This window comes from Kribbella sp. NPDC051620, assembly GCF_044453825.1.
Classification (GTDB): Bacteria; Actinomycetota; Actinomycetes; order Propionibacteriales; family Kribbellaceae; genus Kribbella.
In genome coordinates this window covers 519,733-534,102 of record NZ_JBITDB010000002.1, presented here as the reverse complement: position 1 = coordinate 534,102, position 14,370 = coordinate 519,733, and the positions used below count along the sequence as shown (strand labels likewise).

At 68.1% G+C, this 14,370-nt stretch carries 13 protein-coding genes; 7 read left to right on the top strand and 6 right to left on the bottom strand.

The annotated features are described in order from the left end of the window. The first annotated feature begins 64 nt into the window (after nt 1-64). Together ACIA12_RS09735 and ACIA12_RS09730 are read left to right on the top strand one after the other, a co-directional pair. Nucleotides 65-1,222 carry an LppM family (lipo)protein gene (locus tag ACIA12_RS09735; protein ID WP_396366503.1) on the top strand — a complete coding sequence of 386 codons (1,158 nt, stop codon included), beginning with the start codon at nt 65-67 and terminating at the stop codon, nt 1,220-1,222. Then, nucleotides 1,222-1,416, top strand: a complete 195-nt coding sequence (locus ACIA12_RS09730) for a DUF3046 domain-containing protein (protein ID WP_396366502.1) — start codon at nt 1,222-1,224, stop codon at nt 1,414-1,416. The genes ACIA12_RS09735 and ACIA12_RS09730 overlap by 1 nt, the downstream gene beginning before the upstream one ends. A gap of 130 nt (nt 1,417-1,546) precedes the next feature. Here the strand turns inward: ACIA12_RS09730 and ACIA12_RS09725 are convergent, their stop codons facing one another. From ACIA12_RS09725 to ACIA12_RS09715, 3 genes are all read right to left on the bottom strand, one after another. Next, nucleotides 1,547-3,667, bottom strand: coding sequence for an MMPL family transporter (locus tag ACIA12_RS09725; RefSeq protein WP_396366501.1), 2,121 nt, complete (start codon nt 3,665-3,667; stop codon nt 1,547-1,549). A 109-nt stretch (nt 3,668-3,776) separates the two neighbouring features. After that, nucleotides 3,777-4,340: a GrpB family protein gene (locus ACIA12_RS09720; protein WP_396366500.1), complete on the bottom strand. Its 564-nt coding sequence runs from the start codon at nt 4,338-4,340 to the stop codon at nt 3,777-3,779. A gap of 40 nt (nt 4,341-4,380) precedes the next feature. Then, nucleotides 4,381-5,175, bottom strand: a complete 795-nt coding sequence (locus ACIA12_RS09715) for a hypothetical protein (RefSeq protein ID WP_396366499.1) — start codon at nt 5,173-5,175, stop codon at nt 4,381-4,383. 249 nt (nt 5,176-5,424) lie between these two features. On the opposite strand from ACIA12_RS09715, the gene recA reads away from it, so the two are divergent. Together recA and ACIA12_RS09705 are read left to right on the top strand one after the other, a co-directional pair. Further along, nucleotides 5,425-6,510 (top strand): recombinase RecA, encoded by a 1,086-nt coding sequence (gene recA / locus ACIA12_RS09710; protein WP_396366498.1) that lies wholly within the window; start codon nt 5,425-5,427, stop codon nt 6,508-6,510. Between the two features lie 775 nt (nt 6,511-7,285). Further along, complete coding sequence (locus tag ACIA12_RS09705) at nt 7,286-7,864, top strand: regulatory protein RecX (RefSeq protein WP_396366497.1); 579 nt, start codon at nt 7,286-7,288, stop codon at nt 7,862-7,864. A gap of 563 nt (nt 7,865-8,427) precedes the next feature. Here ACIA12_RS09705 and ACIA12_RS09700 read toward each other — a convergent pair. From ACIA12_RS09700 to ACIA12_RS09690, 3 genes are read right to left on the bottom strand one after another with little or no spacing between them, the layout of a single operon-like run. Continuing rightward, entirely contained in the window at nt 8,428-9,132 is a 705-nt protein-coding gene (locus ACIA12_RS09700; protein WP_396366496.1) for a hypothetical protein, read from the bottom strand. 27 nt (nt 9,133-9,159) lie between these two features. After that, nucleotides 9,160-10,440, bottom strand: a complete 1,281-nt coding sequence (locus ACIA12_RS09695; protein ID WP_396366495.1) for a multidrug effflux MFS transporter — start codon at nt 10,438-10,440, stop codon at nt 9,160-9,162. 46 nt (nt 10,441-10,486) lie between these two features. Then, on the bottom strand, nt 10,487-11,506 hold the full coding sequence (locus tag ACIA12_RS09690; protein ID WP_396366494.1) for a zinc-dependent alcohol dehydrogenase family protein: 1,020 nt from the start codon (nt 11,504-11,506) through the stop codon (nt 10,487-10,489). 159 nt (nt 11,507-11,665) lie between these two features. On the opposite strand from ACIA12_RS09690, the gene ACIA12_RS09685 reads away from it, so the two are divergent. From ACIA12_RS09685 to ACIA12_RS09675, 3 genes are all read left to right on the top strand, one after another. Further along, nucleotides 11,666-12,541 carry a helix-turn-helix transcriptional regulator gene (locus tag ACIA12_RS09685; protein WP_396366493.1) on the top strand — a complete coding sequence of 292 codons (876 nt, stop codon included), beginning with the start codon at nt 11,666-11,668 and terminating at the stop codon, nt 12,539-12,541. 8 nt (nt 12,542-12,549) lie between these two features. Continuing rightward, nucleotides 12,550-12,960 carry a cupin domain-containing protein gene (locus ACIA12_RS09680; RefSeq protein WP_396366492.1) on the top strand — a complete coding sequence of 137 codons (411 nt, stop codon included), beginning with the start codon at nt 12,550-12,552 and terminating at the stop codon, nt 12,958-12,960. Between the two features lie 196 nt (nt 12,961-13,156). Beyond that, nucleotides 13,157-13,789 carry an Rv0909 family putative TA system antitoxin gene (locus ACIA12_RS09675; protein ID WP_396366491.1) on the top strand — a complete coding sequence of 211 codons (633 nt, stop codon included), beginning with the start codon at nt 13,157-13,159 and terminating at the stop codon, nt 13,787-13,789. Nucleotides 13,790-14,370: the final 581 nt, after the last annotated feature.

Below are 14,370 nucleotides of genomic sequence, written 5' to 3'. Positions count from 1 at the left end.
CTCCGACAATTTCCGGCCGGACCGTGGCCGCGGGCTGTCCCCGGCTTCTGGAATGATCGGCGGCATGAAGAACCGCGTGCGCACCGCGCTCGTCATCATCGCCTGCCTGGTCGGCCTGACCGGCTGCGTGAAGCTCGATGGCGACCTCAAGGTCAATTCCGACGAGACCGTCTCCGGCAGCATGAAGATCGGCCTGGACAAGCAGCTGGCCAGCAGCAGCGGCCAGTCGCTCGACCTGCTCCGGCAATCGGTCGAGAAGGGGCTTCAGCAGACCTCGACCGAGGGAGTCACCTGCAAATCCTTCGAGGACGACAAGTACGTCGGCTCGAACTGCACGTTCGACAACGTGCCGTTCCGCTCGATGGGCCAGTCGACCGACGACGGGGTCGGGTTCCGCAAGGAGGGCGACAAGTTCTTCGTCTCGATCAAGGACCTGGGCCTGGACGGCGACACGAACGGCATCACGCCGGTGGTGGACTTCAAGATCACCATGCCGGGCAAGATCCTCGAGCACGACGCGGGCGCCAAGGTCGACGGCCGCACGGCGACGTACGACAGCCTCGACAAGCTGGGCAAGGTCTCGCTGACGTCGGAGGCCGGCAGCAGTTTCCCGGCCTGGGCGCTGATCCTGATCATCGTGCTCCTGCTACTCGGCGGCGGTGCCGTGGCTTTCTTCGTGCTCCGTGGTCGCAAGGCCAAGACGCAGCAATACGGCCAATACGGGCAGTACCCGGGCCAGCCGCAGGGGCAGTGGGGTTCCCAGTACGGTGGCCAGCCCGGTGCGCCTGGCCAGTACGGTCCGCCACAGGGTCAGCCTGGTGGGTACGGGCAGCCGGGTCAGCCTGGCCCCTATGGCGCCGGTCCGCAGGGGCCGTACGGTCAGCCGCCGCAGCAGTACGGTCAGCCTGGTCCGGGGCAGTACCCTGGGCAGCCCCAGCCCCCGCAGCAGGGTCAGCCTGGCCAGTGGGGACCGCAACAGCCACCGCAAGGTCCGCCTCAGCAGGGCCAGGGTGGTTGGGGTCAGCCGCCGCAGGGACCGCCCGCTCAAGGTCAGCCCCCTCAGGGCCAGCCTCAGCAGGGACAGCCTCAGCAGGGTCGGCCTCCCCAGGGGCAACCGCCGCAAGGACAGCCGCCTCAGCAGGGGCAGGGTGGCTGGGGTCAGCCGCCGCAGGGCGGACAGCAAGGTGGCTGGAACCGGCCGCCGGACAACGATGGGCAGTAATGAGACTGACGGAGTTCTGGACCCGGATGGACAGCCATCTGGGTCCTGCCTACTCGCGTACCTGGGCGGAGACCCAGGCGCTGAGTGAGCTCGGCGGCCGTACGGTCGACGAGGCCCTCGCCGATGGGGAGGCGGCCAAAGAGGTCTGGCGCGCCGTCTGGGCACACCTCCAACTCCCACCCAGCGAGCGCTAGCAGGACTGGCCAACCCCACCGGTCACCACAGCTAGCGCCAGCTGAACTGGCCAGCCCTGCCACAGCTAGCGCTGGCTGAACTGGCCAGCCTGCCGGTCGCCGCAGCTTGTGCTGCTTTGCGGCCAACCGGTCAGTTGCCGGCCAGGGCGCGTTCTGGTTCGGGGTCGTCGAGTGCTTCTGGCGCCGGATCGCGCTTCTGGGCGAGCTTGCTCGGCCACCACAGGTGCCGCCCGATGTCGAGGTTGAGCGCGGTCACCAGCACCGACCGGACGACGATCGTGTCCAGCAGGACGCCCAGGGCGACGGCGATGCCGATCTCCGCGAACGCGACAACCGGCATCGTCGCCAGTACGGCGAACGTGCCGGCCAGCACCAGCCCGGCCGAGGTGATCACCCCGCCGGTCGCGGCGACGCCGATCAGCGCCCCACGCCTGGTCCCGTGCACCTTCGATTCCTCGTGCACCCTGGTCATCAAGAAGATGTTGTAGTCGATGCCCAGGGCCACCAGGAAGACGAACACGAACAGCGGCAGGGAACTGTCGGCGCCGTCGAAGCCCAGCAGGTGATGGAACACCAGCGAGCTGATTCCGAGAGCCGCGCCGAACGACAGTACGACGGTTGCCACCAGCATCACCGGCGCCAGCAGCGATCGCAGCAACAAGGCGAGGATCAGCAGCACCACCGCGAGGACCACCGGGATGATGATCTTGTTGTCGTGGTTCGAGGCCCGTTGGGTATCCAGCACGATCGCCGCGCCACCGCCGGCCAGCGCGTCCGCACCGTCGACAGTGTGGACGGCTGCCCGCACCCGGTCGACGGTGTCCTTCGCTGCTTGCGTGTCCACCGCATCGGTCATCGTGCCCTCGATGTAGGCGAGCCCACCCGAGGTCTGCGGCTCAGCGACCGACGCGATGCCCTTGACCGACGACATCGCAGTACGGATCTGCGTGGCGTGGTCTGCCTTGCCTACGACGACGAGCGGGTTGCCTGCGCCCGCTGGGAAGTGCGCCGCGACCACCTTCTCGCCGACTACCGAGTCCGGGGTTCCAGTGAAGGACTCCTCGTTCGACAGTCCGTTCGCGTCGAGTGTGAGCATCCCCAACGCCGCGGCGCCCAGCAGAACCGTGGTCGTGACCCAGGTGAGCCGCGGCCGTACTGCGATCCGTCGCCCGATCCGCCCCCACACACTCGTCTCCGTGTGATCGTCGGACCCGTATGTCGGCCGTAGCGGCCAGAACACCCAGCGGCCGCAGACCACCAGCAGGGCAGGCAGGAGGGTCAGCATGGCGAGCAGGGCGACCACGATGCCGACCGCTGCCACCGGGCCGAGGCCGCGAGTCGAGTTCATCGAGGCGAGCAGCAGGCACAGCATGCCGGCTACCACTGTCGAGCCTGATGCGAAGATGGCCGGCCCGGATCGGTGCAGGGCAAAGGCCATCGCCTCGTGCCGATCCTCGTGCCGGCGGAGCTCTTCTCGATAGCGAGCCACCAGGAGCAGGGCATAGTCCGTCCCTGCGCCGAAGACGAGCACTGTGAGGATGCCTGCGCTCTGTGCGTTCACCGTAAGGTCTGCCTTGGTCGCCAGCAGGTACACGACAGCCTGCGCCGCGAACAGCGCAGTACCGGCCGAGATCAGCGGCAGCAACCACAGCACCGGGCTCCGGTAGGTGAGCAGCAGGATGATGATCACGACAGCGGCCGCGGAGTACAGGAGTTTGCCGTCGATGCCGGCGAATGCCTCCTGCGAATCGGCAGCGAAGCCACCGGGGCCGGTCAAGTGGAACGACAGGCCGTCAGGTCGGTCGGCGGCGACCCGGCGGATGTCCTCGGCTCTGGCGCCGATGGTGTCCCAACCGCCGTCGCCCGCGTTGATCGGTACCAGGACTTGCAGCGCCTTGCCGTCCTCCGAAGGGATCGGCCCGACCACCTCGCGATCGACGTTCGGCAACTTCCCGTACTCAGCCGCGTGGCCGGTCACAGCCTGCTTGTCCGCCTCGGTCAGCCCACCGGGTCGCTCGTAGACCAGCACCGCGGGGATCTCGTCAGGCGAGGAGAACTGAGCCGTCGCCTTCAGTACTTCGGTGGACTCGGCGTTGCCGGGCAACCAGGACACAGCATCGTTGTCCTGAGCACCGGTCAGCTTGCCGGCCGGGCTGAAGCACACCGCGACCGCGACGATCCACAACCCGAGCACGATCCACTTCGACACCTTGCCGCACGGCAATGCCGCGAGCCGCCCTGTTCCCGCCATCCGTAACCACCCCCGCGCCCAGCCTCCCGGCTGCCGCGGGGGCGCGTCAACGAGCCCCGAGTAGTACTCCGGTCACCCTCCGCAGAGGTTTGCCCGAAGGGGCATCGGTTCAGGAGGACCAGCCGGTACGCGCGGCCCAGTCCTCAGCCGGCAGGTAGATCAGGTCGCACACGGGGTCCTTCAGATCGGCGTACTCGCCGACGGACTCCAGTGGCAGGGTCGCGGCGCGCCGCTTGAACTCGCCGTACGCCGCGGCGGTGTCCGGGTGGGCGCGCAGATAGTCCCTGAAGAGCAGCGCGTACCGCTGGTTGGCGCGACCGATCACCCGCAGGTGCAGGTTCACCCGGCGCCGGTACATGGGCTCGACCACGAGCCGCTTGACCCACTGGAACTCGTCCTTGGGCAGTCCGGGCACCGGGTGGTCGCGGCGCGGCGGCCTGGCCTCCCAGTCGGCTGCCGTCAGCAGCTGCACGGCGTCCTCCAGCTCGGACTCGGCAGCGACGGTCGCCTGGATGTCCAGGATGTCCTTGGCCGCCAGGCGCGGTACCGAGGTGGAACCGATGTGGTCCACCCGTACGACCGTGTCGCCGAGGATGTTGGTGATCACCTGGGCCGTCTTGTCGTATTGAGCAGGCCAGGTCGGATCCGGGTTGACGATGGCGATCGCGCTCATGGGGTGAATCATCGCAGCGACCGGGTGGCACAGACAGCCCTTATCCGGTCGGCTTCACCCGGAAGGCGCTGGTGCTGAGCAGCTCGGCAGCGGCGTACGCGGCCTTGCGGATGCCCTTGCGCTCGTCGAAGAACCCGCCGACCACTCCGACCGCCGGGAGCTTGCCGAGCATCCTGGCGCCGATACTGCCGCGCGGACGGTCCTCGAACACCTCTCCGAGCCCGCCGAAGAGTTTGCTGATCCGCCAGACCAGGCGGATGCCCTTGCGCAGGCCCGCCTCGTCTGACTCGTCACCCAGTCCCAGTTGCGCTGCGATGTCCTTGCCGGCGGTGGTCGGGTCGTCGTACCGGAGTACGTCGTCCGGCGTGATCGGGCGTGCTGTGAGCACCCGGGCCATCACGGAGGTCCGGTCCGCGTGCGCGTCGACGCCGTACTCGCGACAGACCGCACCGATCACCATGGCCTGTACTGCGGCGCCGAGGGTGTCTTTGACCGGCAGCGCATCCGCGGCGGCGCCACTGAGCCGGGGGAGACCCGCCACCACGGCGGCGAACCCGCCGAGCCGTTCCACCCACCAGTCGCAGCGCTTGCCCAGCGGCAGGGTCGGCCACTCGGCATGTCCGGGTACCTTCATCCGCAGCAGCCGGTCGATCGCGAGGATCAGGCCCTTCTCGGCCAGGTTGGGTTGCTCCTGGGCGGAGTACTCGGTCAGGATGCCGCGGATGCCGAACGGGTCCTGGGTGCGGAGCGCGTCGAGAACCGAGTCGATGCCGAACTCGACCCGGCTGAGGGCCAGGACGACGGCGGAGTCGGGGACGTCAGGGCGGTCGGTCACGTCCGTCAGGGTAGGGACTGGGCGGGTCGGTGACGATCTCCGGGGTGCTTCGGCGTGTCAGTTGTGATTCGAACAGGTGTTCGGGCTATTTTGTCCCGTACGGGTTCTGCGGACCGGCCGGGTTTTCCACAGATTCGGTCTGGCATCAAAAACTGTCCGTCGGAACCCATACCGTCTCTGGCGACAACGAATTTCCTCCGGGCGGCTGGGACAGCGGCCCCGATAGTAGATGGGTTAGGTGGCAGTCAGATGGCTGGTGCAGCGGCGAAGGATGATCGCAAGGTCGCGGATCGCGAGAAGGCGCTGGCGACCGCGCTGACGCAGATCGAGCGGAACTGCGGCAAGGGCGCGGTGATGCGCCTGGGCGATCAGGAGCGGGCGAAGATCGAGGTCATTCCGACCGGGTCGATCGCGCTCGACATCGCGCTCGGGATCGGCGGTCTGCCGCGCGGTCGGGTGGTGGAGATCTATGGCCCGGAGTCCTCCGGTAAGACGACGGTCGCGCTGCACGCGGTGGCGAACGCGCAGCGGGCCGGCGGGATCGCGGCGTTCATCGACGCGGAGCACGCGCTCGACCCGGACTACGCGCAGAAGCTGGGCGTCGACACCGACGCGCTGCTGGTCTCGCAGCCGGACTCCGGTGAGCAGGCGCTGGAGATCGCCGACATGCTGATCCGCTCCGGCGCGATCGACATCGTCGTGATCGACTCGGTGGCCGCGCTGGTGCCCCGGGCCGAGATCGAGGGCGAGATGGGTGACAGCCACGTCGGTCTGCAGGCCCGGCTGATGAGCCAGGCGCTGCGGAAGATGACCGGTGCGGTCAGCGGGACGAACACCACCGCGATCTTCATCAACCAGCTGCGCGAGAAGATCGGCGTGATGTTCGGCTCCCCGGAGACGACGACCGGTGGTAAGGCGCTGAAGTTCTACGCCTCGGTCCGGCTCGACGTGCGCCGGATCGAGTCGCTGAAGGACGGTACCGACTTCGTCGGCAACCGGACCCGGGTCAAGGTCGTGAAGAACAAGGTCGCCCCGCCGTTCAAGCAGGCCGAGTTCGACATCATCTACGGCCTGGGCATCAGCCGTGAGGGCAGCCTGCTGGACCTCGGTGTCGAGCAGGGCTTCGTCCGCAAGGCCGGCGCCTGGTTCACCTATGAGAGCGACCAACTCGGTCAGGGCCGGGAGAACGCGCGGAACTTCCTGCGCGACAACCCGGATCTGGCCAACGAGCTGGAGAAGAAGATCAAGGACAAGATGGGCATCGGCGTGGCGGTGGAGCCGGTCGACGCCAAGGCTGCGGGCAAGGCTGCGGCCGAGGTCGATGTCGACTTCTGATCACCCCTCGTCTCCCGGCGACGACCGTCCGGGCAGCTCCGGGCAGGCCAGTCCCAAGGCCCTGCCGGAGTTGCCTGCGGGAGTCCGCCGGGGGGTAACGGGACTCACCACGCCGAAGCAGGCGCCGGTGAGCCCCGACCCAGAGGTCGAACGAGCTCCGGTCCAGCCCCTCCCGTGGTCCCTGGACAACAAAACCGGAGCCCCCAAGAAGCCCGCCACATCCCGCTCCAGCAAGTCACCTCGCACCAACTCGAGTTCGGACCGCGCCAACTCGAGCTCGGCTCGTACCAGCTTGAGCTCGGCTCGTACCAGCTCGAGCTCGGGCCGCGCCAGTTCGAGTTCGGCTCGTACCAGCTCGGGCCGCGGCGCTTCGGGCGATGCGGGGTCGGGTGGTCACGCCACGGGGAGATCCGGCGGTACTGCCTCTGGCCGGTCTGGTCGCGCTGCGACGGGTAAGTCCAGCCGTGCCGGCGCTGACGGTTCCGATCGGGTCAGGGCGGGCCGCATCGGTGGGAGTCGCTCGTCCGACGACGGCGCCTTCGACGCCTTCGAAGGCCAACCAGACGGCATGCCCGACTGGGCTGTCAGCAACACAACCCACACAGCAACAAACTCCAACGAATCCCCCGAGGAATCCGAAGTCAACGCTGCCCCGTCCGCCGTCGACTTGCCCGCCGGCGCCGATGAACCCGCTGGTGCTGGTGCTGGCGGTGGGGTGTGGGAGTCGTCTGGTGGGGCTGGGAGGTCGGATGGGTCTGGGCGGCGGCGGTCAGGGATGCGGGGGAGCCGGAAGTTCGGTGGGAGGCGTCCAAGTGAGGCTGCGGAGGCTGAGGTTGATGAGTTCGCGGATCCGCATTCGACGGCGCGGACGATCCTGCTCGACAAGTTGAGTGGGCAGCCGCGGACCCGGGCTGAGCTGGCCGATCTGCTGGCGGAGCGGGAGATTCCCGACGAGGTGGCGGATGAGGTGCTCGATCGGTTCACCGAGGTCGGACTGATCGACGATGCCGCCTTCGCCAACGCCTGGGTGGAATCACGCCACCGCGGTCGCGGTCTGGGCAAGCGCGCGCTCGCCCAAGAACTCCGTCGGCGTGGAGTCGACGACGAACTGGCCCGCGACGCGATCGAAGAGATCGAGCCCGACCAGGAAGAAGCCACCGCGCGCGCCCTGGTCCGCAAGAAGCTCCGTTCGATGCGCTCCCTGGAACGCCAGGTCGCGATGCGCCGCCTGATCGGCATGCTCGCCCGCAAGGGCTACCCCGGCGCCCTCGCCATGACCGTCGTCAAACAAGAACTCGCCGCCTCCGACGAAGAACTCCCCCTCCTAAACGACTCCGGCCTAGAAGCCGAATAGCCCCCACCGGAGCCGCACCGGCCGCGCGGTTGAGGAGGGCGATGGGGGCGTCTCGTCCCGCGCCGCACCCGCCCCGGTCGCCTGGTGGTCAGTGGGTTGGCGATCCTGGCGAGGAGGGTGCCTCGCCCCGGTACACGCCGCGCCGTGCTGTGCCGTGCCGTGCCCCGCTCCAGCGTGTGGTGTTCAGTGGGTTGGCGATCCCGGCGAGGAGGGTGCCTCGCCACGGCGCACGCCCCGTGTGCCCAACGCGCCTCAGCGCTCGGTGGCGAGTGCGTTGGTGACCCCGGCGAGGACGGTGCCCGGCCGCGCCGGCCTGGCGCACGCCCCAGCACCTCGCGGTCAGTGCGTTGGCGATCCCAGGGAGGACGGTGCCTCGCCTCGGTCATATGCCTGGCCTGGCGTGGAGTTCGGGGCGAGCGGAACTCGGAGCGGGCTGAGTTCGAGGCTGTGATTTCGGGGTGCGGTGCCTGGTGTCGTCGATGTGGATTGCTCTGGGCCGTTTTTCGAAGGGGGCCGGGAGCGCGCTGGTGGCAACGCAGAGGGTGGTTGGGCTGGAAGTGGTGCTAGTGCGGGGGAGTTTGGGTGGTGTTGCGGGTGTCTGCGGCTGCTAGGGCTGTGCGTAGGGCGGTTTGTTCGGTGGGGTTCCAGGGGCCGGAGGCGGCTAGGGGGATCTCGGTCATGTAGCGGCGTTCGGGTTCTGGGATTCGGGCTACGACCAAGTCGGGATCCTGGGTTGCGGTGGCGTAGAGGTTTGGGCCGTCGGCGTAGAAGAGGTCTGCTACTACCAGGCGGTTGTCTGCGCCGCGCATGACGTTTGACGGGTTGTCGTCGAGGGGGCCGCACCAGGGGAGTTCTTCGAGGGCCTGGGTGTGGATGCGGTTGATGACCTCGACCAGGTCGGCGACCTCGGGGGAGCAGGAGGTGATGGCCTGGTGGAAGGCGATGGCTTCCGGCAGGGGGACGGGGCTGAGCCATTCCATGAGTTGGAGGTCGCCGCCGCCGGTGAGACGGCGGTGGGCGAAGAGTACGGGGACCTGGCGGGTATGGGCGGCCTCGCGGTACAGGGCTGCGGTGTAGGGGCCGGTTGGGTCGAATGGGCTGATTCGTGCGGCTGTGGTGCCGTCGGGTGACCGGAGCGCGATGGCCCAGTCGCCGGCGCCACCGGGTGTCCAGCCCGCGGCGAGGAGCGCTTGTTCGGCGTCTCGGTGAGTCGCTTCGGGGCCGATCAGCGCGAGCGCCTCGCGGTGTAGGGCTTCCTCCGACGTCATGGGGTGGAGCATAGGCGGCGGCGGACTTCAGTCGGCATCAGTTGCGCCGGCTGTTGGTCTCGGCATGGTTCTCGGCTTGGCCAGGATCAGCAGTCCGAGCATGGAGACGATGGCACCGGCGGTTATCAGGGTGGCCATCGGTACGGCGGTGTGCTCGCCGCCAAGGCCGGCGATCGGTGCGATGGTTCCGGCGGCGACCCATTGGACGAAGCCCTGCACAGCGGATCCTGTGCCCGGATGTTCGGGTACTGCGGCCGACGCGAGGGCTCCGCCGTTGGGGATCATGAGGCCTTGGGCGGTCATGAGGACGAAGAAGCACACGAGTACCAGGAGCAGTGGTGTACCGAGACACAGGGCACCCAGCAGCATGGCAATGCCTGCGGCCAAAGCGGCGATCTGTCCGGTCAGGATGAGTTTGCGGGTAGAGATCCGACCAGCGAGCCGGGCTGCAACCAGTGCGGCCGCAGTCATCCCGGTGGCGTTCCCCGCGAAGTCGACGGAGTACGCGATCGGTGAGAGCCCGTTCATGGATTGCAGGACGAAGGCGGACGTGGCGACATAGGCAAACAACGCGCCCATCGCGGCCCCCGCCACCACCAGGTAGCCGACGTACTCCCGGTTGGCCAGGACGACGCCACCGGCGGTCACAAAATTGCGTAGCCCCCCGGGCTGACGACGCGAGCGCGGCAGCGACTCGGGTACGGCAACCAAGACAGCCAGCACCATCCCAAAACCGAGCACTGCGACGAGCCAGAACGAGACCCGCCAATGGGACAGCTGCAAGATGAGCCCGCCCAGGAGCGGACCGACGATGGGCGCGATGCCGCCGACCGCGGCGATGACGTTCAGTACCTTGACCAGCCGGACGCCGCTGGCCAGGTCGACGATGATCGCCCGCCCGATCACCATCGCCCATCCACCGGCGAAACCCTGGACGAGTCGCGCCACAGTCATCACCGCGATGGTCGGCGCGAGTGCGCAAACGATCGAGGCTGCGGTCATGGCCAGCAGTGCCGCGAGCAACGGGATCCGCCGGCCGCGTTGATCCGAGACCGGGCCGCCGATCAACTGGCCGAGCGCCATACCGACGAAGAACGTTGTCAGAGTCAACTGAACTTGCGTCGCGGTACTGGAGAGATCACTACCGACCTGCGGAAACGCCGGGACGTACATGTCCGTGGCCAGCGGTGCGATCGCGGTCAGGAAAACCACGGTCGCGACCAATCCGGCGGTCAGTTGCGCCTGGCGGCGTACTTTCTGCGAGGGCGTCGACCAGCTGACGTCCGGGGGCAACGAAGTTTGTTGCATCAGGCCCCTTCGGGGTTGCGTGCGATGTCACCGTGCACTTCGCTGGTCAGACCGTGAGGAGGACCTTGGTGGCGGTGCGCTGGTCCATGGCGCGGTATCCCTCGGCGGCGCGGTCCAGCGGCAGGGTGAGGTCGAAGACCTTGCCGGGGTTGATCTTGCGGTCCCAGATGAGTTGGATCAGGTGGGGCAGGTACTGCCGTACCGGCGCCGGTCCACCGTGGATGTGGACGCCGGCCATGAACAGCTCGTCACCGGGGATCGCGACGTCGTGGGCAACGCCGACGAATCCGACGTGCCCGCCCGGCCGGGTGGAGCGGATGGCCTGCATCATGGCTTCCTGGGTACCGACGGCCTCGATCACCGAGTGCGCTCCGAGCCCACCGGTGAGTTCCTTGACCCGGCTCACACCGTCGTCTCCGCGTTCCTCGACGATGTCGGTGGCGCCGAACTCCTTGGCCAGTGCCTGGCGATCGGCGTGCCGGCTGAAGGCGATGATCCGCTCGGCGCCGAGCTGCTTGGCGGCCAGGATGCCCAGCAGGCCGACGGCGCCGTCGCCGACGACCGCGACCGTTTTGCCCGGTCCGGCCTCGGCGGCGACAGCGGCGAACCAGCCGGTGCCGAGTACGTCGGAGGCCGCCATCAGGGACGGGATCAGATCCGGGCCGGGCATACCGGGGGTTGCGACGAGAGTGCCGTCGGCCAGCGGGATGCGGGCCCGTTCGGACTGGGTGCCGATGGTGCCCATCAGAACGCGGTGGACACAGTAGGCCTGGTAGCCGGCTTGGCAGATCTCGCAGGTGTTGTCCGAGGCCCAGAAGGAGCCCACCACGAAGTCGCCGACCTTCACGGTCCGTACCTCCGTACCGACTTCCTCGACGACACCGACGTACTCGTGGCCCATCACTTGGTGATCGACGGGCTCGGTACCTCGGTAGGGCCACAGGTCGCTTCCGCAGATGCAGGTCGCCGACAAGCGGATGATCGCGTCTGTCGGCGCGAGGATCTTCGGGTCCTCGCGGTCCTCGACCTGTACGTTCCCGGGGCCGTGCATGACTACCTGGCGCATCACGCGCTCCTCCTCGTACTGGCGTTCTGGCCCCGGTCAGAGGCCACACGAACGAGTGAACCCGGCGGTCCGACGGGCAAGAAGTCACTGTCGATAGGTGTACTCACAGGGCACCCTTCATCGCTCAGCCGGCGCTTCCGGCGGGCTAGGGTCGGAGTCGTGGACAATCGTCAGGAGGTGCGTGAGTTCCTCACGACTCGGCGCGCCCGCATCACTCCGGACCAGGCAGGGCTGCCCAGTACCGGCGCCCGGCGAGTACCCGGTCTGCGCCGCAGCGAGGTCGCAACGATCGCCGGTCTCAGCGTCGAGTACTACGCCCGGCTGGAGCGGGGCCAGATCGCCGGCGCCTCCACCGGCGTGCTCGAAGCGCTCGCGCGAGCTCTTCAGCTGGACGAGACCGAGCGGGCCCACCTCCTCGACCTCGCGCGGGCTGCCGACGGGATGCCGACCTCGGGTCGCCCGCGTCGCCGTACCGCGGCCAAGGCAGCGTCGCGGCTCAGCCTGCAATGGGCGCTGGACGCGATCAAGGACGGCGTCGCGTTCGTGCGGGATCCGCATCAGAACCTGCTTGCCACGAACTCCCTGGGCCGCGCGTTCTACTCACCGGTCATCGGCGACAGCGGACGTACGCCGAACCTGGCCAGGTTCCAGTTCCTCGACCCTGCCTCGCGGGACTTCTATCCCGACTGGGACCTGTTCGCCCAGATGTGCGTCGGCATCATGCGTGCCGAGGCAGGCCGCGACCCCCACGACCGCGGCCTCCAGGACCTCGTCGGCGAGCTCTCCACCCGCAGCGAGACCTTCCGCCGGCTATGGGCCGACCACAACGTCCGTACGCACGGTACCGGCACCAAGCGCTTCAACCACCCGGTCGCTGGTGAACTCACCCTGGCCTACGAGGAACTCGCAGTCACGGCAGAGCCGGGACTGGTACTGCTGGTCTACACCGCCGAGCCCGGCTCACCGTCGGCCGAGCGCCTCCAGTTGCTCGCCTCCTGGGCGGCGCCGGCCAACGTACCGACCAACCCCAACTGAAGGAACTCATGCAGATCACCCGCAGCTCCATCGACACTGCCAAGGGACCGGCCGACTGGTTCACCGGTGACGTCTATATCGACGCCGTCGCCGCGGCCCCACCGCCTTCACGCATCGCGGCGAACCTGGTCCACTTCATGCCGGGCGCTCGCACGCACTGGCACCGCCACCCGCTCAGCCAAACCGTCTTCGTCACCGAAGGCGTCGGCCTGTGCCAGCGTCGCGGCGGCCCGATCGAGGTCATCCGGCCTGGCGACCGAGTCCTCTTCGAAGCCGACGAGGAACACTGGCACGGCGCAGCCCCCAACCGCCTCATGGTTCACCTCGCCATCAATGAGGCCGACACCGAGCACGACATGGTCCAGTGGCTCGAACCCGTCACCGATGAGCAGTACACAGCCGCACCCGCCGTCTCCTGACAGCTCGGCGGATCGCTTCGGGTGGTGACTGTGCGTCAGGTGGAGGTGGTTGGGGAGCGTTGGGCGAGGGGTTCGCGGCGAGGGACGTTGACGGGTGGGGGTTGACGGTGTGTGATCCGAAGTACGGATCGGATTTGTGTGGTCCGTAGGCTGGGATTTTCGTCCGATCCGCCCCTGACACCTCTCGGAGGGTGCAATGAACGATTTCCAAGACCAGGCGAAGAACTGGCTCCGGAATGTCGTCAAGCAAAACCCGGACAAGATCAAGGCAGGCGTGGAGAAAGCCGGCGACCTGATCGACAAGCAGACCGGCGGAAAGTACGCCGACAAGGTCGATTCCGTGCAGGAGAAGGTCGGCGGTTACGTCGACTCCCACGCGGACCCTGCCAAGCCCGCCGGCGGGCCCGGGACCACCTCGACCGAGCAGAGCAGTGCGGACACCACCGCGGACGCGTCCGCGGCCGATGAAGGTACGGCAGGATCTGCCGATGCTGGACCAGACCAATCCTCCGGCCCCGGCACGGCAGACACCGAGGGTGCGGGCGACGAGCCTGTCCCCGGCACTGTCGACGAGGCCGCGCCGGATCCTGAAGCATCCGGCGAACCTGTTCCGGGCAGCGTCGACGAAGCCGCGCCCGACCCTGAGGGTGACGAGGCGGAGATCGCCGACGAGGCCGCTCCCGAGGCGGTGGATGGCACTGTCGTCGGTGGAGAGGTGCCCGACGTGTCGAGCAACCCGAGCAGCTCGGCCGGCTCCGGTACCGAGGGGGTCCAGACCGGTGGCACCGCGACCGGTACGTCGGAAGGCGGGCTCCCCGGCCCGAGGTAGCGCCCCGCAAGACACGTCGACGGCCCGGGCCTCCACCTGCCAGCAAGCAGGGGAGGCCCGGGCCGTTGCTGTTGCTGTTGCCGTTGCGCCGCCGGTACGTGGGTACAGCCGGGGTGTTCGGGTACGTACGTCCCGGGTGTTCGGCGGCAGATGGGGCCGGGTGGCGCGCCGAGAGCAGCGTGGTTGGGCGGCGCTGAGTGACTGAGTGGTAACCATGGGGTGGCAGCAGGGTGAAGGTCTCGATTCAACCGGGAAACCGGTCGACGGGTGTTCGTCTTGACCCTGTGGATGGCCACGCCTAGCCTCGGAATCAGCAAGGGAGCATTCCATCGCGAGATGGCGTACATAGCAGGACCGGCTGGATCGGCCGGACAAAACCCGGGCCATGACCCATCATCGTGGCGCGGGGGACGCGAGACCTACGCTCGACCGAGCTGCCGCATAGGACGACCCGGCACCGCCGGGTGTTTGCAGCACCGCCGAACCGGGTGGTGCTCTTCGTCGTATCGTCCTGCTGATCGCTGTGAAAGCTCCCTTCGACGCATACAACGTCACGCCCCCGGGCGCGACTCGCAGAGGGG